Here is a 21,302-nt window from a genome sequence, read left to right on the forward strand (position 1 = left end):
TGAGCTTCCGGAAGAACACCTTCCCTGCCCCCGCGGCAAGGCAGGCCAGTAGACCCGGACGGGTATGCCCGTCATAGCAGTCATGAAGTGGCCACTGCCGAAGCGTCCTCCGGGGACGGGCGGCATTGGTAAGTGAGGTGGTACCGCGGTCATCGTGCAGTCCTTGGACAGTGTCTTTGGAGAGTACGCAATCCGTCCTCGCATCCTGAACGGAACCGTCCGGCGCATGCCGGCAGTTCGCCCCGCTCACCCCAGGATGTTGAGAATGACGAATTACCCCAAGGCCTCAGCCGCCGATCCCGCCCACCGCGCCGCTGGCGTGTCGGCCTCCGTGAAGTTCCCGGAGATCGAGGAGCGGATCCTCAAGTACTGGGACCAGGACGGCACCTTCCAGGCGAGCATTGACGCGCGCAGCGCCGACCTGCCAGGCGGCAAGCCGGGGAGCAACGAATTCGTGTTCTACGACGGCCCGCCTTTCGCCAACGGCCTCCCGCATTACGGCCACCTGCTGACGGGGTACGCCAAGGACCTGGTGGGCCGCTACCAGACCCAGCGTGGCAAGCGCGTGGAGCGCCGCTTCGGCTGGGACACCCACGGGCTGCCCGCCGAACTCGAAGCCATGAAGCAGCTGGGCATGACGGACAAAACCCAGATCGAAGCCATGGGCATCGACAAGTTCAACGACGCCTGCCGCGCCTCCGTGATGAAGTACGCGGACGAGTGGAAGAGCTACGTCACCCGCCAGGCCCGCTGGGTGGACTTCGAGAACGACTACAAAACACTCAACGTCGAATACATGGAATCGGTCCTCTGGGCCTTCAAGCAGTTGCACACCAAGGGCCTCACCTACAACGGCTACCGGGTCCTGCCGTACTGCTGGAAGGACGAAACGCCGCTGTCCAACCACGAGTTGCGCATGGACGACGACGTCTACAAGAACCGGCAGGACCAGACCGTCACGGTGACGTTCCCCCTCCTCGGCGGGGATTCGGAACTGTCCAAGGCGCTCGACGGCGTCCAGGCCCTCGCCTGGACCACCACCCCCTGGACGCTGCCCACCAACGCCGCGCTCGCCGTCGGCCCTGCCATCACGTACGCCGTCCTGCCGGCCGGTCCTGCAGGCGTGAAGGCTGCAGCCCCGGACGCGCCCGTGACCGGCAGTTTCCTGCTGGCCGCGGATCTGGTGGGAGCCTACGCCAAGGACCTGGGCTACGAGAGCTTCGAAGCCGCCCAGTACGCCGTGGTGGCCACCTACGTTGGCGCCGACCTGGCAGGGCTTGCCTACCAGCCGCTGTGGAACGACTTCAGCGACACCGAAAAATACGGCACCGAAAACGCCTGGCAGATCCTCGTGGCGGACTACGTCACCACCACCGACGGCACCGGGATCGTCCACCAGGCTCCTGCCTACGGCGAAGACGACCAGAAGGTCTGCGAGGAAGCCGGCATCCCGGTGGTCCTCTCCGTCGACGAGGGCGCCAAGTTCCTGCCGCTGTTCCGTGGCGGTGACCTGGACACCATCGTGGGCCTGCAGGTATTTGAGGCGAACAAGCCCATCACCCAGGTGCTGCGCGCCCAGGGCCGGTTGGTCCGGCAGGCCAGCTACGAGCACAGCTACCCGCACTGCTGGCGGTGCCGCAACCCGCTGATCTACCGCGCTGTGTCCTCCTGGTACGTGGAGGTCACCCAGTTTAAGGACCGGATGTCCGAGCTGAACCAGGAGATCAACTGGATCCCCGGCAACGTCAAGGATGGCCAGTTCGGTAAGTGGCTGGCCAACGCCCGCGACTGGTCCATCAGCCGCAACCGCTACTGGGGCAGCCCCATCCCGGTCTGGCAGTCCACCGATCCGGAGTACCCGCGGACCGACGTCTACGGTTCCCTCGCCGAGATCGAAGCCGACTTTGGCCGGCTGCCGCTGAACAAGGAGGGCCAGGTTGACCTGCACCGGCCCTTCATCGACGAACTGACCCGGCCCAACCCCGACGATCCGCGCACCCCCGAACAGGGCCAGTCCGTCATGCGCCGGGTGGAGGATGTGCTGGACGTCTGGTTTGACTCCGGCTCCATGCCGTACGGCCAGGTGCACTATCCCTTCGAGAACGAAGCCTGGTTCGACACCCACAACCCGGCCGACTTCATCGTGGAGTACATCGGCCAGACCCGCGGCTGGTTCTACATGCTGCATATCCTGTCCACAGCGCTCTTTGACCGGCCAGCGTTCCGCAACGTCATCAGCCACGGCATCGTGCTGGGCTCGGACGGACAGAAGATGTCCAAGAGCCTGCGCAACTACCCGGACGTGTCCGAAGTTCTGGACCGCGACGGCTCCGACGCCATGCGCTGGTTCCTGATGTCCAGCCCCATCCTTCGCGGCGGCAACCTGGTGGTCACCGAACAAGGCATCCGCGACGGCGTCCGCCAGGTCATCCTGCCGCTCTGGAACGTCTACAGCTTCTTCACGCTCTACACGAATGCCGCTGGCGGGGGCACCGGCTACGACGCGAAACTGCGCTACGACGGCTACGCCGACACCCTGGACCAGTACCTCCTGGCCAACACCGGCGACCTGGTGCGAGCCATGACGGTGCGGCTGGACGAGTACGACATCTCCGGTGCGTGCGATGAACTCCGCAGTTACCTCGACATGCTCACCAACTGGTACGTCCGCCGCAGCCGGCAACGCTTCTTCGACGAAGACCACGACGCTTTTGACGCCCTTTACACCGCGTTGGAAACCGTGTCGCGGGCAGCTGCCTCGCTGCTGCCGCTGGTGTCCGAGGAGATCTGGCGGGGGCTCACTGGGGGCCGTTCCGTGCACCTGGCCGACTGGCCCGACGCTGCCCTGTTCCCCGCCAACCCTGACCTGGTCACCGCCATGGACCGGGTCCAGCAGATCTGCTCCACCGGGTCCTCGTTGCGGAAGGCGGCAAACCTGCGCGTCCGGCTGCCCCTGCAAGAACTGACCGTGGTGGCACCCGGTGCAGATACGCTGTCCGGGTTTGCCGGCGTCGTCGCTGATGAACTGAACCTGCGCTCCGTCCGTCTCCTCGACGCGGCCACGGCCTCGCCGGAGGAGTTCGGTATCGAGCAGAAGCTGGTGGTGAACGCCCGCGCGGCGGGACCGCGCCTGGGCAAGAACGTCCAGGTGGCCATCAAGGGCTCAAAGTCCGGCGACTGGTCCGTGGATGACGCCGGACTGGTGGTGGCCGGCGGCCTGCCGCTGGAACCGCACGAATACACCCTGGAAACGGTGGTGGCAGCGTCCGACGGCGGCGAGGCGGCAACGTCAGCCGTGGCGGTTCTGCCCGGTGGCGGCTTCGTGGTCCTGAACACCGAGGTCACGCCGGAACTCGCCGCGGAAGGCCTGGCCCGGGACCTGGTGCGTGCCATCCAGCAGGCACGTAAAGACGCCGGGCTGAACGTCAGCGACCGGATCCGGACCACCGTGTCCGCAGCGCAGGACGTGGTGGACGCCCTCCTGGCGAACGCCGACCTGGTCAAGGGAGAAACGCTCACTGTAGAACTGAGCGTGGAACCCGCAGACGTTGATGAACCCGCCGTCGTGGTGGCGAAGGTGGAGGTCTAGGACATGACTGACGAATTTTCCGTGGAAAGCGTTTACGCCGAGTTGCTGGGCCGCGCGCCCGAAAACAAAATGGAACCCCGGCTTGCGCCGCTGTTCCGCGCCATGGACGTGTTGGGTGAGCCCAACAAGGCGTACCCGATCATCCACGTCACCGGCACCAACGGTAAGACGTCCACCGCGCGGATGATCGAATCGGTGCTCCGGTCTTACGGCTTGAGCACGGGCCGGTACACCAGTCCGCACCTGTCCAAGGTCACCGAGCGGATCAGCATCGACGGGCATCCCGTGTCCGACGAAACGTTTGTCCGCATCTGGGACGAGATTCGGCCCTACCTGGAAATGGTGGATGCCGAGCTTGTGGCAGACGGTGAACCCCGGCTGACGTACTTCGAGTGCCTCACGATTTTGGGTTTCGCTGTGTTCGCGGACCAGCCCGTCAATGTGGCGGTGATCGAAGTGGGCTTGGGTGGCATTACTGACGCCACCAACGTGGGCGACGGCCAGGTGTCTGTGATCACCCCGATCTCGCTGGACCACACCGAGCTGCTCGGCGATACAACTGGTGACATCGCCCTGGAAAAGGCGGGCATCATCAAGCCCGGCGGCTACCTGATCAGCGCAGCGCAGCCCCTTGATGCTGCCCAGGTCCTGTTGGAAAAGGCCCGCGAGACAGACGTTCCCTTCCGGTTTGAGGGCGTGGAGTTTGGCGTCGAAGACCTCACGGTCGCAGTCGGTGGCCAGATGGTCACTGTCCAAGGCATAGCTGGCCGCTACCCGGACCTGCTGGTTCCGCTGCACGGTGCGCACCAGGCGCAAAACGCAGCGGTGGCCATTGCCGCGTTGGAGGCCTTCTTCGGTGGCGAAAAGGAACTCGACTTCGAGCTCCTGCAGGAAGGCTTCGCAGCCGTCACCTCGCCCGGCCGCCTCGAAGTGGTCCGCACCGCACCGACCATCGTGGTGGACGCGGCCCACAACCCTGACGGCATCAAGGCCACCGCGGCCGCCCTGCACGAGGCCTTCACCTTCACCAGGCTGGTCCCCGTCATTGGTGTGCTCAAGGAAAAAGACGCCGAAGAAATCCTGCGCCAGCTCAAAGAATCCTTGGGCGGTGAGGTCGAGGAGTTCTGCTTTACGCAGTCCAACTCGCCACGGGCGGTGCCAGCCGCGGACCTTGCGGAGCTGGCCATCGAAATGGGCTTTGGCGAGGACAACGTCCACGTCGAAGAGAAGCTCGACGACGCCATCGAATGGGCGGTGGCACGGGCCGAAGCCAATGATGACCTCTCGGGTGCCGTCCTGGTGACGGGCTCCATCACGCTTGTGGCTGAGGCCCGGATCCTGCTCGGAAAGACGGAGGCGTAGGAATGGCCAAGCTCACCAAAGCCCAGCGTGACTGGCGCCCAGGGATGCCCAAGAAACGCCGCTCCACCAAGGTGCTCTTTGCCTCCACGGTGTTGCTGCTCGAGGCCTTTGTGATGTTTTTCGCCACGCTGGTTGTTTTCGGGTTGCGGCGCGACGACTTCGCACCGGCCCTGATCCTCAGCGTGGGCATAGGCCTCAGCGTGGTGATGATCGTGGCGTGCGCTGTCTTGACCAAGCCGTGGGGAATCGGCCTGGGCTGGATCCTGCAGCTGGTGCTGATCCTGACAGGCATCTTCGAACCGGCCATGTTCCTGGTGGGGCTCCTCTTCGCCATCGCCTGGTGGTATGGCATCCGCACCGGGATCCGGCTGGATCGTGAGGCCGCCCAGCGAGCCCGCGAGCAGGCCGAATGGGATGCCGCCCACCCCGATTCGCCGAGTGCTGCAGCGGGTCCTGGCCTGCCGCAGTCACCGTAGACTTAGTCCGAAAACCCCACCCCTACATTGGAGCAGTTGTGAGCATTGAGCGCACCCTCGTCCTGGTCAAGCCTGACGGCGTTGCCCGTAACCTGACCGGCGCCATCGTTGCCCGGATTGAAGCCAAGGGCTACACCCTGGTGGAACTCAAAAAGGTTGCAGCCACCCGCGAGCTGTTGGAGCAGCACTACGAGGAGCACGTGGGCAAGCCGTTCTACGAGCCACTGGTGGAATTCATGCTCAGCGGCCACGTTGTGGCGGCCATTTTCGAGGGTCACCGTGTCATTGAGGGCTTCCGCTCACTCGCCGGCACCACCGATCCCACCACCGCCGCACCGGGCACCATCCGTGGCGACTTCGGCCGCGACTGGGGCCTGAAGGTCCAGCAGAACCTCGTCCACGGCTCCGACTCGCCGGAGTCAGCCGAGCGCGAGATCAACATCTGGTTCTAAGCGGTCCAAACCCCAGCCGAGACAGCTGAGGCCAATGTTCGACTCGAACATTGGCCTTGGCTGTCTCGGCGGGCAGGTGTTTGGGAGAGTTACGGGCCTAGAAGCCCGAGGTCCCGGCGAAGACCTGGATGAAGGCGAAGAAGATGGTGGCGATCACTGCCACGTAGAGCAGGGCGGTAGCGATCCAGCCGGAGTCGCCCACCACGCGGGTGGCCTTGGCCGGCAGCGGGATGACGCCGTGCACAACGTTCCGGACAGTGGTCCAGACGAACATCGGGATCATGGCCGCCCACACGATCATGCAGAACGGGCAAAGCACGTGGATGTCGTAAAGCGCCTGCGACCACAGCCACACCACGAAGACGAAGCCCAGGGTCACGCCGGTCTGCAGACCTACCCAGAACCAGCGGCCAAACTGGGCCCCGGCCAGCAGCGCCATCCCCACGGTGATGACCACGGCGAACGCCACGATGCCAATGAACATGTTGGGGAAGCCAAACAGTGAGCTTTGCCAGGTCTTCATTACCTCGCCGCAGGAGATCCAAGGGTTCACGTCGCAGACGGTGACGTGGTTGGGATCTTGCAGGACGGCGAGCTTTTCCAGGACCAGTGTGCCCGCCGCCAGCCAGCCGACGGTGCCCGTGATCACCAGCAGCCAGCCGAATGGCTTGGCCTGCGTCATGGTGGGAAGCGAGGACCCGGCCGATTGAGCCTGGGTTTCACCTCCTTGGGCGGTGGTGGCGCTGAGGTGGCGGGTGCTTGGCATGTGCGTTGCGTCCTTTTGCGTTGGGTGCGTCTTGGCAGATTCTAACGCTCGCTGCTGGATGAACAGTTCAGGAAAGGTTCGTAGCCAACCCTCCGCAGGGATTACCGCCCGGTATGAGAGAATGATCATGGCTGGAGGCCGATCCACATTCGGACTCCGGTCCGGTGTCTTGTTCCCAAGACCGCCAGTGATGCGCAGGGCACGCTTCGGGATGTTCCGAATCCGCCCGCGACGCCATTGGATGGCACCTGGTTGATCGATAAGAGCAACGGGTTTTCAGAACACCTCACCGGCTTCCACGGGCTGCCGCACCCCACCGTCGGTGCGAACCTGGAGGTATCCCATCGACTTCTGTCAACGCCTGCGGGTTTTGACAATATGTGCCCTACGGGTACCGGATGTGGCGGTAGGTCCGGGGCAGGAGTGGTTCCAAATATGGACAATGAACAGGTACCGGCCGGCAACGAAGCAACAGCAGCAGACGCCGTTGCGGCCCCCAAGAAAGCGCCGCGTACGCGCCGCAAGGCTGTGGCCAAAGCCACGGATCTGGCGCCCGACGCCGGAACCACAGACGCGCCCGTAACGGTCGCCGAAGAGCCAAAAGCGCCCGTCCGCCGGACCCGGGCAAAGAAAAAGGTGGACACCACCGAACCGCTGCCCGCCTTCGCCGACGCTGTTGCTGAGACCGCCGCCGTCGCTGAGACCGCCGTCGCCGAACCAGTCGATGCAGCGCCCGCCGCCACTGAGCCCGCCGCGCAGGTCGAGGCCGAGACCAAACCGGTCCGCCGCCGTCGGGTAGCCACCCGGAAGACGTCAGCTCCTGCGACCCAGCCCGCCGCCGTCGAGCCCTCTGCTGTCGAGCCAGCCGCCCTGCCCGCAGACGCCACCGAGCAGCTCGTCGAAGCTGCTGCTGCCACCCTCGCTGCCGTGGAGCCGAGAATTGCCGAGCCCGTGGTGGGCGAAGCCGTCCTTGCCGAGCCGGTGCTTGCCGAACCCGTCGTGGCCCCTGAAGCGCTGACCGCAGAAGTCTCCGCCGCCGCCCTGGACGTCGCACCCGTAGCAGAAACCCCCGCCGAAGTGGAAGAATCCCCCCTCAGCACCCCGCTGGCGGCCCCTGCCGCAGCCGAAACTGCTGGCCAGGACGCCGCTGACGCCCCCATGTCCCCCTTCGGTTCCCTCTTCCTAGAGCCCGGCGCCGCAAGTTCCGTGCTGTTCCAGGCGCCGGACCTGAGCACGGTGGTCCGTCCGGAACCTGTTGCTGATGACGCCGAGGACGACGCTGAGGATTCGGACCAGGACGACGCCGGCAACCGCAACCGCCGCCGCCGCAGCCGTGGCCGCCGGGGCCGTACCCGTTTCGATCGCGAGACAGACGAGTCCGCTGAGGGCGAGGACACCGACTCCGACGACGCTGACAACGACGGAGACAACGCCGGCCAGCTGAACGACGGCGTGACGTCCCGCCGGCGTCGTCGCCGCCGCCGCGGCGACCAGGACCTCGAACTCACCGGCGGCGAGGACGACGATCCGCCCAACACGGTGACCCGCGTCCGGGCGCCGCGTGCCGCCTCCGAGCCCGTGGTCAACAACAGGGTGACCAGCGTCAAGGGCTCCACCCGGCTCGAAGCCAAGAAGCAGCGGCGCCGCGACTCCCGCGATACCGGCCGCCGTCGTACCGTCATTACCGAGGCCGAATTCCTGGCCCGACGTGAATCGGTGGACCGGCAAATGATCGTCCGCCAGCGCGACGACAGAATCCAGATCGGCGTCTTGGAAGACGGCGTTCTGGCCGAGCACTTCGTGTCCAAGACCCAGCAGGATTCCTTGATCGGCAACGTCTACCTGGGCAAGGTGCAGAACGTGCTGCCGTCTATGGAAGCTGCGTTTGTGGATATTGGGCGTGGCCGCAACGCCGTGCTTTACGCCGGTGAAGTCAACTGGGAAGCAGTGAACCTCGAAGGCAAGCAGCGCCGCATCGAGAACGCCTTGAAGTCCGGCGACACCGTCCTGGTCCAGGTGACCAAGGACCCCGTTGGCCACAAGGGTGCGCGCCTGACCAGCCAGATCTCGCTGCCCGGCCGTTACCTGGTGTACGTCCCGGGCGGGTCCATGACCGGGATTTCGCGGAAGCTCCCCGACGTGGAGCGCAACCGCCTCAAGCGCATCCTGAAAGACCGCCTGCCTGAACAGGCCGGCGTGATCGTCCGGACCGCTGCGGAAGGCGCCTCGGAAGAGGAGCTCACGCACGACATCAACCGGCTCCGCGCCCAGTGGGATGGCATTGAAAGCCAGTCCACGTCCACCAAGATCCTGGCCCCTGAACTGCTCTACGGCGAACCCGACCTGACCATCAAGGTGGTCCGGGACGTCTTCAACGAGGATTTCTCCAAGCTGATCGTCTCCGGCGAAGAAGCGTGGGACACCATCGAGGCCTACGTGACCTACGTGGCTCCAGACCTGGTGGGCCGGCTCGAAAAGTGGACCAAGGACCAGGACATTTTCGCCGCCTGGCGGATCGACGAGCAGATCCACAAGGCACTGGAGCGCAAGGTCTTCCTGCCCTCCGGCGGTTCGCTGGTCATCGACCGGACCGAAGCCATGACGGTGGTAGACGTCAACACCGGCAAGTTCACCGGCAGCGGCGGCAACCTCGAGGAAACCGTCACCAAGAACAACTTGGAAGCAGCCGAGGAAGTGGTCCGCCAGCTGCGGCTCCGCGACATTGGCGGCATCATCGTCATCGACTTCATCGACATGGTCCTGGAATCCAACCGTGACCTGGTCCTTCGCCGCATGGTGGAGTGCCTGGGCCGCGACCGGACCAAGCACCAGGTCGCTGAGGTCACCTCGTTGGGCCTGGTCCAGATGACGCGTAAACGGATGGGCACCGGCCTGCTGGAAGTCTTCGGCGAGCAGTGCGAGGCCTGTGCTGGCCGCGGCGTCGTGACCCACGATGATCCCGTGGAGCACCGTCGGGCCAACAGCGTTGCCGCCGAACACCACGTGCAGCGGGTGGACAACCGCCAGGAACACCGCACCCCCAGCGAGCCCCGCATCGAGCGTCCCGACGCCCAGGCGGGTACCCGTCCGGAGCGCAAGCGTCGTCGTGGTCGCGGCGGCCAGCCGGTGGAGGTGGCCCCGCCAGCGCCAGTCCAGACCCACACCGTCCACCCGGAGCCGGTTGATCCGGAACGCACCGCCAAGGCAGAAGCCACCCGCCTGGCGTTGGCCAACATCGCCGCAGCGGCACACGCGGCCCACGTCCACGACGATCAGGTAGCGGCCGCCCGGCTCGGCTCTGCCCCTGTGGGGACGCCGGCAGCACCGGTTGCGGATGCAACGCTGATGTCGCACCCCGAAGCGCACGACGCCGACGTACCCGCACGTCCGGGGACTGTCCTGACGTTTGGCGGCGAGGAAGTAGTCCTTCCGTTCGTTGATCATGCCGGCGAGGCGCCTGCTGCTCCTGCACTGTCGTTGGATCGGTTGGCTGAAGCATTTGCGCACCTCGGTGAGCCGGCAGCAGAGGTGGCTGTGGTGGTGGCGCCCGAAACGGTGGCCGCAGTTACCGCCGTCGTTGAGCCGGCCGCCGTCGTGCCCGCAGCTGCAGCTCCCGCTGTTGGTGCGCAGGCACAGGCTGCGGGATCGCAGGATGGAGCCCCTCAACGCCGGGTCCGGCGCCAGCGCAGCGCGAGCCGTGCCCAGGGCGCCGCAAATGAGACACAGGTGGAGCAGCACCAAAACGTGGCCACCGCCAGCTACGGGCACAGCCACGAAGCCAAGGCTCCCGAGCCGGCGGCGGTACCGGCTAGCAAGCCAGCCAACGAGCCCATCATCTTGGGCGTGGGGGTACCGGCTTCGGAGCTCTAGGCCTCCCCAGCAGCGGAGAAGGCCCGGCACTTGCCCATCAGGGTAGCGCCGGGCCTTCGGCTGTTAAATGACAGTCATCTTTACGTCCCCGGTTGCAGGCCCGCTAGGCTGAAACTTCGACACGGGGTGCCGCGCAGAGAGCCGGCTGAGATTCACACCCGTTGAACCTGTCCGGTTAGCACCGGCGAAGGGATGTCTCTTGTCATCGACGTTAATCGATTCGGCTGCTCCTGCCCACTCCACCCACGCAGCGAGCCTGGCCGCACCCCCCAGCATCCGCGCCATCCCCCGGGTCCTGTCCATCGCAGGGTCTGACCCGTCCGGCGGAGCGGGCATTCAGGCCGACCTGAAAAGCATTGCAGCCCACGGTGGTTACGGCATGGCAGCCATCACCGCTTTGACCGTGCAAAACACCCTGGGCGTCCAGGCAGTTCACGTGCCGCCAGCAGAATTCCTGGCCCAGCAGTTGGCGGCCGTCAGTGCTGACATCACCATTGACGCCGTCAAAATCGGCATGCTGGCCGACGCCGCAGTGATCCGCGCAGTCCGGGTCTGGCTCGAAGAGGTGCGCCCCGCCGTCGTGGTTCTCGATCCGGTGATGGTGTCCACCAGCGGTGACCGGCTCCTGGCCGACGACGCGGAGGCGGAGTTGCTGGCGTTGCTGCCGCTCGCCCACCTCATCACGCCCAACCTTGCCGAACTGGCTGTGTTGGTGGGCGGTGCGGAACAGCAAACCTGGGCCGGCGCGTTGGCGCAAGGCAGGCAGCTGGCCAGCATTACGGGTGCCACCGTCTTGGTCAAGGGCGGCCACCTGCCAGGAGACAGCTGCCCCGATGCCTTGGTCAACACCACCGGGCTGCTCGCCACCGAGGTGGTGGAGTTTGCGGGGGAGCGGATCAGCACGAGTAACAGTCACGGCACCGGCTGCACACTGTCCTCCGCCATGGCCACCGTGCAGGCGCAGGTGGGGGACTGGGAAGCAGCGCTCCGGGCCGTGAAACCCTGGCTTGCTGGCGCGCTGACGGCGTCGGACCAGCTTGACGTTGGGGCCGGCAACGGTCCGGTCCACCACTTCCACCATCTCACCCAGGGGGTGCCCGGTAGCTTCGCCGCCCAGCTGTGGGCTGGCGCAGCCAAGGACCTCGAGGCGATCTACACCTTGCCGTTCATCAGGGCGTTGGTGGACGGCTCCCTGCCCGAGCATGAATTCGCCGACTACCTCAGCCAAGACGCCATCTACCTCAACGGCTACGCCCGTGTCCTGGCCCGGACCAGCGCACTGGCACCCACCGAAGCCGAACAGGTCTTCTGGGCTGGCTCTGCTCAGCAATGCCTTGAGGTTGAGTCGGACCTGCACCGTACCTGGCTGGCCTCCCGACCGGCGCCGCGGCAGACCGGACCCGTGACCAAGGCCTACGTGGACCACCTGACGGCAGTGTCGGCGTCGGGCAGCTACGGCACCCTCGCAGCCGCCGTGTTGCCGTGCTTCTGGCTGTACGCCGAGGTGGGCCAGACGCTCCACGCCCAATTCATCGAAGCCGGTGAACCGGCGGGACACCCCTACGCGGCGTGGCTGCGGACTTACGCTGACGAGGATTTTGCGGCCGCCACGCGGCGGGCCATTAAGATCGTTGACCAGGCCGGGCGGGACGCGTCTGAACGTGAGCGGGCGGCGATGGTGGAGGCTTTCAATCATGCGTGCAGGCTCGAGGTGGAGTTTTTCGACGCGCCGCGAGTGCATGCCTGAACGACTGGCTGTCCAGATCCCGGTAGGATTGTGGGGCACGGTACCGCGCCGTTGCATCCCTGTGGTTCACATCACGGGAAGCCCGCCGGTACCAGCCTCATTTGCGGCCGACGTCGGAATTAGCGTATTCTAGATCTTCGGTGCTTACGCCAACACTTGGGTTACGACCCCACGGCGTTGAGGCACAGCGAGAAACCAGCCATCAAATGCGTTGGATTCCGCACGCAAATTTTTGTATAAACGTCGAGAGAAGTGAGTTCCCAAGTGGTGTACGCGATTGTCCGCGCAGGCGGCCGGCAAGAGAAGGTTTCCGTTGGAGACTACGTAACCCTGAACCGCGTCGCCGGTGGATCTGGCAGCACCATTGAGCTGCCCGCGCTGCTCCTGGTAGATGGTGACCAGATCACCACTGCAGCTGCTGAGCTTGCCAAGGTGACCGTGACGGCTGAGATCCTCGAAGACCTTCGTGGTCCGAAGATCGTCATCCAGAAGTTCAAGAACAAGACCGGGTACAAAAAGCGCCAGGGTCACCGTCAGGAACTGACTAAGGTCAAGATTACTGGCATCAAGTAACCACCCGGTTACTGTTTCAGGTTTACAGCAGATTCCCCAGAATTTAGAGGCAGGCATTTCAGATGGCACATAAAAAGGGCGCGAGCTCCACTCGTAACGGCCGCGATTCCAACGCACAGTACCTGGGCGTCAAGCGCTTCGGTGGCCAGGTTGTTTCCGCAGGCGAAATCATCGTTCGCCAGCGTGGCACCCACTTCCACCCCGGCGCTGGCGTTGGCCGTGGCGGCGACGACACCCTGTTCGCTTTGACCCCGGGAGCTGTTGAATTCGGCACCCGCCGCGGTCGTCGCGTCGTCAACATCGTTACTGCTGCAGCTGCAGAGTAATACCAAGTTCTGAAGCGGTGGAGCGGGCCTGATGGTCCGCTCCACTGTTCTTTTAACCGCATGACAATCATTTTGGCGCCGCCAGGTTGCCAGGAAACAGCTTTGAGGAGATCCACGTGGCCAGCTTTGTAGACCGGGTAGTACTGCACGTATCCGGCGGTACCGGCGGCCACGGGTGCGTTTCCGTCCACCGCGAGAAGTTCAAGCCCCTGGGCGGTCCCGACGGCGGTAAGGGCGGCGACGGCGGCAACGTCATCCTCCGCGTGGATCACCAGACCACCACGCTCTTGGACTACCACCACGCACCGCACCGGCACGCCACCAATGGTGGCCCCGGCATGGGTGACTGGCGCGGCGGCAAGAACGGCGAAACGCTAATCCTCCCCGTCCCCGATGGCACCGTGGTCAAGTCCAAGGACGGCACCGTCCTGGCCGACCTGGTGGGCGAAGGCACCGAGTACGTTGCAGCTGCCGGCGGCATTGGCGGTTTGGGCAACGCAGCACTGTCCTCGGAAAAGCGCCGAGCCCCAGGCTTCGCCCTGCTGGGCATTGAAGGCGAATCCAGTGACGTTGTCCTGGAACTGAAGTCCATTGCTGACATTGCCCTGGTGGGATTCCCGTCCGCCGGCAAGTCCAGCTTGATCGCCGCGATGTCTGCGGCGCGGCCCAAGATTGCCGACTACCCCTTCACCACACTCATTCCCAACCTTGGCGTTGTCCAGGCTGGCGAGGTCCGGTTCACCATCGCCGACGTCCCCGGCTTGATTGAAGGTGCCAGTGAGGGCAAGGGACTGGGTCACCACTTCCTGCGCCACGTGGAGCGTTGTGCGGCCCTGGTCCATGTCCTGGACTGCGGCACCCTGGAATCCGAGCGGGATCCGCTCTCAGACCTGGCCGTCATCGAAGCCGAGCTGGAAAAGTATGCCGTAGACATGAGCTACGCCGGCCAGGACGGCGAGGTAGTGCCCCTGAACCACCGCCCCCGGCTGGTGGCCCTCAACAAGGTGGACCTCCCCGACGGCAAGGACATGGCCGAGTTTGTCCGGCCCGAGCTGGAGTCCCGCGGCTACCGCGTCTTCGAAATCTCCGCCACCAGCCATGAGGGCTTGCGCCAGCTCGGCTTTGCCATGGCTGAGATCGTCAAGGCTGCCCGTGATGAGCTCGCCGCAGCTCCCCCCAAGGTCCAGGCCCCCGTGCTGCGTCCCCGCGCCGTCAACGAGTCCGGCTTCAAGATCCGCCGCGAAGAGAAGGCCCTGGAGCCCCTGTTCCGCGTCATCGGCGACAAGCCCGTCCGCTGGGTCAAGCAGACCGACTTCACCAACGAGGAAGCCATCGGCTACCTCGCGGACCGGCTGGCAAAGCTGGGCGTGGAGAACGAACTGTTCAAACAGGGCGCCAAGCCCGGCGACATGGTGGTCATCGGCGAAGACGACGGCGTCGTCTTCGACTGGGAGCCCACCATGATGGCTGGCGCCGAACTGCTGGCCTCCCCGCGTGGCACCGACGTGCGCTTTGCTGACCTCGGCGACCGACCTACCCGTGGCCAGAAACGCGAAGAGCAGCAGGAACGCAAGGACGCGCGTGCTGCAGCCCGCGCCGAGCTTGAAACTGAGCGCCAAGCTGGCATCTGGACTGAATCCGTAAGCAGCCGCCGAGCACCGAAGCCCGTCAAGGAGAGTGGACTGGACGTCAACGATGGCGAGTAAGGAAGCGGATCGGAGTGTCTTTTCCGAGGCGCACCGCATTGTGGTCAAGGTGGGCTCCTCCTCGCTGACCAGCATCAAGGGTGGCATTTCGGAGAAGTCCCTCACTGCCTTGGCCAATGCGCTGGCATCCAAGCGCAACGCCGGGACGGAGATCATCCTGGTCTCTAGCGGTGCCATCGCTGCTGGCTTAGCGCCGTTAGGACTGGCCAAACGGCCACGGGACCTCGCCACCCAGCAAGCCGCAGCCAGTGTTGGCCAAGGGTTGCTGATGGCGCGCTACACCCACGCATTTGCTGCGCATGGTGTCACTGTCAGCCAGGTCCTCCTCACTGCTGAAGACCTGATGCGGCGCAGCCAGCACACCAATGCCTTCCGAGCACTGAACCGCCTCCTCAACCTCGGCGTGGTTCCGGTGGTCAATGAGAATGACACCGTGGCCACCCACGAAATCCGGTTCGGCGATAACGACCGCTTGGCGGCCTTGGTAGCGCACCTGGTGCGGGCTGACGCACTCATCTTGCTGTCCGACGTCGACGCCCTCTACGATGGGCCGCCCGACCTGGGTGCCACTCGGATTCCCTTGGTGACAGGACCGAAGGATCTCGCAGACGTATCCATCGGCAAACCCGGTAAGGCCGGCGTTGGCACAGGCGGAATGCAGACCAAAGTGGAGGCCGCGAGCATGGCCGCTGGCTCTGGCATCCATACCCTGGTGACGTCGACGCCGAATGCTGCTGCGGCGCTGAACGGCGAGGACGTGGGTACGTGGTTCACCGTCAACGGCGCGCGCAAACCGGTCCGGCTGCTGTGGCTGGCCCATGTGGCGTCCGTGCAGGGGCGGCTGGTGCTCGACGATGGCGCCGTTCGCGCCGTGCAACACCACCACACCTCACTGCTCCCCGCCGGCATCTCATCCGTGCAGGGTGATTTCGAGGCCGGAGACGCCGTGGAGATCGCCGGTTTGGATGGGACTGTGGTGGCCCGGGGGCTGGTGAATTATTCCGCTGTGGAACTGCCGCGGATGCTTGGCCGGTCAACGCGGGACCTCGGAGCTGAGCTCGGTTCAGGATATGACCGTGAAGTTGTTCACGTTGATGACCTGGTGCTGGTGTAGCAGGTCAACTCGCCTAAACTGGGGGGATGACTGAGGCCCTGACCCACACCGCACCTGACTCCGCTGGCGATGCCGCCGCCGATTTCCAGGCGGCCACCGTGGTACCTGCCACCGTGCCGGTGGATGTCCCGCGCTCAGCAGCTGATGTGGAAGCCGCCGTCCACGCGATCGCTGACCGCTCCCGCAAGGCTGCCCGCCGGATGGCCATGGCCAACCGGGCGTGGAAAGACCGCGCACTTGAGGCTATTGGCCGTCTGCTGCGGGACAACAGCGAGGCTATCCTCGAGGCCAATGCCAAGGACGTTGCCGCAGGCCGGGCCAACGGCACGTCGGCGGCCATGTTGGACCGGCTGACGCTTACCCGCAGCCGGATCGACGGCCTGGTAGCTGCCCTCGATAACCTGGCTGGCCTGCCCGATCCCGTGGGGAACGTGGTCCGCGGCCAGACCCTGCCCAACGGCCTGCGCCTGCGCCAGGTCAACGTCCCCATGGGTGTGGTGGCCGCGATTTACGAGGCCCGCCCCAACGTGACGGTTGATATTGCCGGGCTGGCATTGAAGAGCGGCAACGCCGTGATCCTCCGCGGCGGCAGTGCCGCCGAGGCTACCAACAAGGTCCTGGTGAGTATTTTGCGCGAGGCCGTGGACTCCGTTGGCCTCCCCGCAGACGCAGTGCAGACTGTTGACCAGTACGGCCGCGAGGGTGCTGCTGTGTTGATGCGTGCACGGGGCAAGGTGGACGTCCTGATTCCCCGCGGCGGCCGTGACCTGATCCAGTCGGTGGTGACCAATGCCGCCGTTCCCGTCATTGAGACGGGGGAGGGGAACGTGCACATCTTCATCGACGAGTCAGCCAGCGAAGAAATGGCCGTGGAGATCCTCCTGAACGCGAAAACGCAACGCCCCAGCGTCTGCAACACCGTGGAGACGCTGCTGGTCCACTCCGGATCCACCGTTTTGCCCGCTGTAGCGGCCGCCTTGCGCGCCGCAGGTGTCCGGCTGCACGTCGACGAGCGCGTGCGCCAGGCGCTGCCGGCTTCCATCGAGTCGGTGCCCGCCGATGACACGGACTGGGCTACCGAGTACATGGACCTTGACCTGGCGGTGGCCATGGTGGATTCCATGGATCAGGCCATCAGCCACATCCGCACATGGACCACCGGCCACACCGAAGCCATCCTGACCAACCACTTGGCCAACGCCGAACGATTTATCGCCGAGGTGGATTCTGCAGCGGTGATTGTCAACGCCTCCACGCGCTTTACCGACGGCGGCGAACTCGGCCTGGGTGCCGAGGTGGGAATCTCCACCCAGAAACTGCACGCCCGCGGACCCATGGGGCTCACCGAGCTCACCACCACCAAGTGGATCGTCCAGGGTGAAGGCCAGATTCGCGGGTAGCAACGCGGTAACATAGTCGATAAGTCATTTGCAGCGGATGTCCGCTGCCCAACCTTGATTCTTAGGGGAAGAAATGCTGTTCCAGCAGATCATCACGTCCGTTGCCGCCGAGGCCGAAGAGCACGAGCTCGCCCCCTTGTGGGCAGACGCATGGGTATTCGGTGTTGTGATCTTCGGCATCCTGCTGTTGTTGCTGTTCGTGACCCTGTCCTATGGCAACCTTGGCCTGCGCCACACCGCAACCGAGGAGCACGCTGACCCGCACCGCCAGCACCCCAACAAGCACGATCACGGCCAGGGCCACTAACATTTCCCGTACCTTGCGGCACCGGAGTTCACCGGACAAGCTGCGGTTGGGAGTGATGGGTGGGACGTTCGACCCCATCCATCATGGCCACCTCGTGGCAGCCAGCGAAGTGGCAGCAAAGTTCGACCTGGATGAGGTGGTCTTTGTTCCCACCGGCCAGCCGTGGCAGAAAATGCACAAGAAGGTCAGCGAGTCCGAACACCGGTACTTGATGACAGTGATCGCCACTGCCTCCAATCCGCGGTTTACGGTCAGCCGGGTGGACGTGGACCGGCCGGGTCCAACGTTCACCATTGATACCCTGCGTGACCTCAGCGCCCAACGCCCAGACGCTGATCTTTTCTTCATCACCGGCGCCGACGCCCTGGCACAGATTCTTTCCTGGAAGGACATCGACGAGCTCTGGTCTTTGGCGCATTTCGTGGGCGTGACCCGGCCAGGGCACGTGCTCGATGACATGGGCAGGACCGACGTCAGCCTCCTGGAAGTCCCGGCCATGGCGATTTCGTCCACCGACTGCAGGATTCGGGTGGCCGAGAACAACCCCGTCTGGTACCTGGTGCCGGACGGCGTGGTCCAATACATCGCCAAATACGGGCTGTACGCTGACAAACAAACGTCCGTGACGGCACCAACGTCCGAAGTACGCGAACCAGCAAGCACTGAATGAGTTCTTAATGAGTCAGGAACAGCCAGCTTTCCGAAGCCGCCGGGAACTCCGGAAGGCCCGCGAGGCCGAGCAGTTGTCCGTAGCAACGGACCAGCAGGACGCTGCGCCCCAGGCGACAGCGGCAGTCCCGCCTGCCCCGACGCAACCCGCCAGCAACCCAACGAGTGCTGGTTCGCCCACGCCAGGCCAGGCCAAACCTGCTGCGCCTAAACCTGCTGCGCCCAAACCTGCTGCGCCCAAACCTGCCAGCCCAGCAGCTGTACCTGCTGCCGCTAAACCAGTAGAGCCGGCTTCCATCCCGGCTGATTCTGGCCACGCCCCGGCGCGTCCAGTGCCGCGGACTCCGGAAGCGCCGGAAGAGACGTTCACGCAGCGATCCTCGCAGATCCGCGCCCGAGACCGGGAAGCACTGCGCACACAGAAGGAGCAAGACGCCAAGGACGGGCAGCAGGCCGACGGCGGCCCGGTCACCCGCCGCCAGTTGCGTCTGCAGCAACTCAAGGAACAGGCGCTCACGGCAGCGCACCCCGTGGTTCCGTTGCCAGATGCAGAGTCAGCTGCGCCAGCAATCGCCAAGCCAGCTGCGCCGAAGCCGGGTCCCAAGCCAGCGGTGCCTGGTTCGGCTGTGCAGGATTCCAATCCTGCGGTGCCGGGTCCGGCGGCGCCGGGTCCCAAGCCAGCGGTGCCTGGTTCGGCTGTGCAGGATCCCAAGCCAGCGGTGCCGGGTCCGGCGGCGCCTAGTCCCGCCGTGCCGGATCCCGCAGTTCCAGGTCCCGTGCCGGCGACGCCGGCACCGAAGCCCGCCAAGTCCCCGAAAGGAATGACGGTTGAGCAGGCCCTGGCTGCGCGCGCGCTCATTGCCGAGCAGGCCCGGAACCAGATCGCGAAGATGGAACACATCGCCGCGGCTGACCCGGAGGCAGTTGATCCCGAGCTCCTGACGCAGCAGATTGCGCTGGCCAAACGCGCCGCTGCAGTCAATCAAGCCCCCGTCGCTCCTGCTGAAACGCCTCGTCCCTCGAAGCCTTCGGCGAAGCCGGGCGACACTCCTGCAGCCAAGATTCTGGCTGCGAAGCCTCCGGCGGCGAAGCCTGCGCAGGATGCGGCTGCACCGTCCACAGCCAACAACTTGGCCATGGTCACGCCGCTGGAATTCGAGACGGTGCCAGGCTTCGACCGTCCGGTGATGAAACGTCCAGCCACTTCGCATGTCCCGGTCGTAACTCGCTCCGGTTCAGCGGTGACTGGTGCTTCGGGCTTGTCAATTCCCGGTGCCCCGGGAATGCCTGGTCCGGGCGCACCTACGAAGAAGGCGAAGCCTGCCGGTCAGCGGAAGAAGTCGGCTGGCCGAGCATCGCAGGTTATCGCCCGGGCCGAAGCCGTGGCCCGCACCACGGGGGAACCGGCTGTTGGTGCAGTGTCAGCTGAACCGCGCGAAGGTAACTCGGATGACTTGTTTGCCGACTTGCCTCGTATTCCGGCCGTTGCGGCGCATGGACTGGAACCGCTGGACGCCGCAACCGCTGGCCTGGGCAGGGCCAAGCGAAGCAGACTCCTGCAGATCGGCATCCTGGCGTTCGGCGTCGTAGCCCTTATCTCCGGCATCATCCTCATCGTCAGCGGACTGTCCAGCTGACTCACTGATCTTTCTCCGGCGCTGCCTTAAACGGGCGGGGCCAACCGGCATCGCCGGAATCATCTTTTTCGACAACAAGGAAGTCCCATGACTGCTATCGAAGCATCAATCACCATTGCCCGGGCAGCCGCTAAGGCCGCCGCAGACAAGCTTGCCCAAGACATCGTGGCCCTGGACGTCAGTGAGCGCTTGGCGCTGGCGGACGTTTTCCTGATTGCGTCAGCACCCAGCGAACGTCAGGTCAACGCGATCGTGGATGGCATCGAAGAAGAACTCGCCAAGCAGGACCTCCGCCCGGTCCGGCGCGAAGGCCGCTCAGGCGGTCGCTGGGTCCTCCTGGACTACGCAGATATCGTCATCCACGTTCAGCACGAAGAGGACCGCGTGTTTTACGCCTTGGAACGCCTCTGGAAGGACTGCCCCGTCGTCGATCTTCAGCTTGGTGACGACGCTTCAGCCAAGGCTCCAGCGGACGCGGACAGCGAATAATCTCCTGTCGCGACGCCAAGCTGCCCGATTTGGAATTCCCTGAGGGGCTGTTCTAAGATATTTCAGTTGCTTCGGGGAAACCTGAAAATATCCGCAAGGATTGCAATGGGTTTGGGGCTGTGGCGCAGCTGGTAGCGCACCTGCATGGCATGCAGGGGGTCAGGGGTTCGAGTCCCCTCAGCTCCACCAGATCAACGAGAAATACCCCCGGTTCGCACCTGTGAATCGAGGGTATTTCTGTCTCTGCCCCACTCCATGTCAAGAATCCTGGGCAGCTGAGCCACAGATCCTAAGCTTGTTCGCATATCCTGGCCTTGAAGGCCCAGATCTGCGAACAAGCTTAGGATTGGCGACCCGGTAGCAAGTGGTGTCGGATCAGCGGCCCGTAAATCGGCGTCCGTCCCGGTCTGCCAACCGATTGGCGCCGGACGCCAAAGTGCATTAAGCTGATCAGGTTGCTCCGGAGATTACGACCGGCAGCGGCAGGGTTTGGGGCTGTGGCGCAGCTGGTAGCGCACCTGCATGGCATGCAGGGGGTCAGGGGTTCGAGTCCCCTCAGCTCCACCAAACAAAATACCCCGGTCTCTGGACCGGGGTATTTTTTTCGCTGGGAACGAGATGCGCCGGACCGCGAGCCCGCGCCGGGTCACAGCCGACGTGCCTAGCGAGTTGGCTGACCGCGGCTGTCCCCGCTTCGGGTTACAGCCGACGTGCCCGCCAGCTAGCTGTACTCGGCCAGGACGTTGGTTACATCGTAAAAGGGTGAAGACCTCTTAGGTTGGTGGTTACCACACACACCGAACGACTAAGAGGTCTTCA

At 64.7% G+C, this 21,302-nt stretch carries 17 protein-coding genes, 2 tRNA genes and 1 riboswitch; of the genes, 17 read left to right on the forward strand and 2 right to left on the reverse strand.

Going from position 1 to position 21,302, the window contains the following annotated elements; all coding sequences use genetic code 11:
• The first annotated feature begins 265 nt into the window (after positions 1-265).
• The 4 genes from ileS to ndk are packed head-to-tail and all read left to right on the forward strand — an operon-like array spanning position 266 to position 5,879.
• The gene (ileS, locus tag PSET11_RS15110) at positions 266-3,589 is read left to right on the forward strand and encodes an isoleucine--tRNA ligase (protein ID WP_124093151.1); all 3,324 of its coding nucleotides are present in this window, start codon (positions 266-268) and stop codon (positions 3,587-3,589) included.
• Positions 3,590-3,592: 3 nt separating this feature from the next.
• A complete protein-coding gene (locus PSET11_RS15115) occupies positions 3,593-4,951 on the forward strand; it encodes a bifunctional folylpolyglutamate synthase/dihydrofolate synthase (RefSeq protein ID WP_124093152.1) in 1,359 nt (452 codons plus the stop codon).
• Positions 4,952-4,953: 2 nt separating this feature from the next.
• Positions 4,954-5,427, forward strand: coding sequence for a DUF4233 domain-containing protein (locus PSET11_RS15120; RefSeq protein ID WP_124093153.1), 474 nt, complete (start codon positions 4,954-4,956; stop codon positions 5,425-5,427).
• 38 nt (positions 5,428-5,465) lie between these two features.
• On the forward strand, positions 5,466-5,879 hold the full coding sequence (gene ndk / locus PSET11_RS15125; RefSeq protein WP_124093154.1) for a nucleoside-diphosphate kinase: 414 nt from the start codon (positions 5,466-5,468) through the stop codon (positions 5,877-5,879).
• A gap of 97 nt (positions 5,880-5,976) precedes the next feature.
• On the opposite strand, the gene PSET11_RS15130 is transcribed toward ndk, so the two are convergent.
• The gene (locus tag PSET11_RS15130) at positions 5,977-6,645 is read right to left on the reverse strand and encodes a vitamin K epoxide reductase family protein (RefSeq protein ID WP_124093155.1); all 669 of its coding nucleotides are present in this window, start codon (positions 6,643-6,645) and stop codon (positions 5,977-5,979) included.
• A 276-nt stretch (positions 6,646-6,921) separates the two neighbouring features.
• Positions 6,922-6,990, reverse strand: coding sequence for a hypothetical protein (locus PSET11_RS17200; RefSeq protein ID WP_377947632.1), 69 nt, complete (start codon positions 6,988-6,990; stop codon positions 6,922-6,924).
• A 90-nt stretch (positions 6,991-7,080) separates the two neighbouring features.
• On the opposite strand from PSET11_RS17200, the gene PSET11_RS15135 reads away from it, so the two are divergent.
• The 13 genes from PSET11_RS15135 to PSET11_RS15195 all read left to right on the forward strand — a co-directional run bounded on the left by PSET11_RS15135 (position 7,081) and on the right by PSET11_RS15195 (position 21,050).
• A complete protein-coding gene (locus tag PSET11_RS15135; protein ID WP_124093156.1) occupies positions 7,081-10,515 on the forward strand; it encodes an Rne/Rng family ribonuclease in 3,435 nt (1,144 codons plus the stop codon).
• 112 nt (positions 10,516-10,627) lie between these two features.
• Positions 10,628-10,725, forward strand: a riboswitch (TPP riboswitch).
• On the forward strand, positions 10,715-12,262 hold the full coding sequence (thiD, locus tag PSET11_RS15140; RefSeq protein ID WP_377947625.1) for a bifunctional hydroxymethylpyrimidine kinase/phosphomethylpyrimidine kinase: 1,548 nt from the start codon (positions 10,715-10,717) through the stop codon (positions 12,260-12,262). It overlaps the preceding riboswitch by 11 nt.
• A 264-nt stretch (positions 12,263-12,526) precedes the next feature.
• A complete protein-coding gene (gene rplU, locus PSET11_RS15145) occupies positions 12,527-12,835 on the forward strand; it encodes a 50S ribosomal protein L21 (RefSeq protein ID WP_124093173.1) in 309 nt (102 codons plus the stop codon).
• Positions 12,836-12,897: 62 nt separating this feature from the next.
• On the forward strand, positions 12,898-13,161 hold the full coding sequence (gene rpmA, locus PSET11_RS15150; protein ID WP_120949928.1) for a 50S ribosomal protein L27: 264 nt from the start codon (positions 12,898-12,900) through the stop codon (positions 13,159-13,161).
• Between the two features lie 116 nt (positions 13,162-13,277).
• Positions 13,278-14,867 (forward strand): GTPase ObgE, encoded by a 1,590-nt coding sequence (gene obgE, locus PSET11_RS15155; protein ID WP_124093157.1) that lies wholly within the window; start codon positions 13,278-13,280, stop codon positions 14,865-14,867.
• A complete protein-coding gene (gene proB / locus PSET11_RS15160; RefSeq protein ID WP_124093158.1) occupies positions 14,857-15,981 on the forward strand; it encodes a glutamate 5-kinase in 1,125 nt (374 codons plus the stop codon). Before obgE ends, proB begins: the two co-directional genes overlap by 11 nt.
• A 26-nt stretch (positions 15,982-16,007) precedes the next feature.
• A complete protein-coding gene (locus PSET11_RS15165) occupies positions 16,008-17,381 on the forward strand; it encodes a glutamate-5-semialdehyde dehydrogenase (RefSeq protein WP_124093159.1) in 1,374 nt (457 codons plus the stop codon).
• A gap of 73 nt (positions 17,382-17,454) precedes the next feature.
• Entirely contained in the window at positions 17,455-17,688 is a 234-nt protein-coding gene (locus PSET11_RS15170) for a hypothetical protein (protein WP_124093160.1), read from the forward strand.
• Positions 17,689-17,701: 13 nt separating this feature from the next.
• Positions 17,702-18,358 carry a nicotinate-nucleotide adenylyltransferase gene (gene nadD / locus PSET11_RS15175; protein WP_282432717.1) on the forward strand — a complete coding sequence of 219 codons (657 nt, stop codon included), beginning with the start codon at positions 17,702-17,704 and terminating at the stop codon, positions 18,356-18,358.
• 7 nt (positions 18,359-18,365) lie between these two features.
• Positions 18,366-19,994 (forward strand): hypothetical protein, encoded by a 1,629-nt coding sequence (locus tag PSET11_RS15180; RefSeq protein ID WP_124093161.1) that lies wholly within the window; start codon positions 18,366-18,368, stop codon positions 19,992-19,994.
• Positions 19,995-20,081: 87 nt separating this feature from the next.
• A complete protein-coding gene (gene rsfS, locus PSET11_RS15185) occupies positions 20,082-20,483 on the forward strand; it encodes a ribosome silencing factor (protein ID WP_124093162.1) in 402 nt (133 codons plus the stop codon).
• A gap of 113 nt (positions 20,484-20,596) precedes the next feature.
• Positions 20,597-20,672 (forward strand) — tRNA-Ala (locus PSET11_RS15190).
• A gap of 302 nt (positions 20,673-20,974) precedes the next feature.
• Positions 20,975-21,050 (forward strand) — tRNA-Ala (locus tag PSET11_RS15195).
• The last annotated feature ends 252 nt before the right edge of the window (positions 21,051-21,302 follow it).

Source organism: Arthrobacter ulcerisalmonis, from assembly GCF_900609065.1.
Lineage (GTDB): Bacteria > Actinomycetota > Actinomycetes > Actinomycetales > Micrococcaceae > Arthrobacter > Arthrobacter ulcerisalmonis.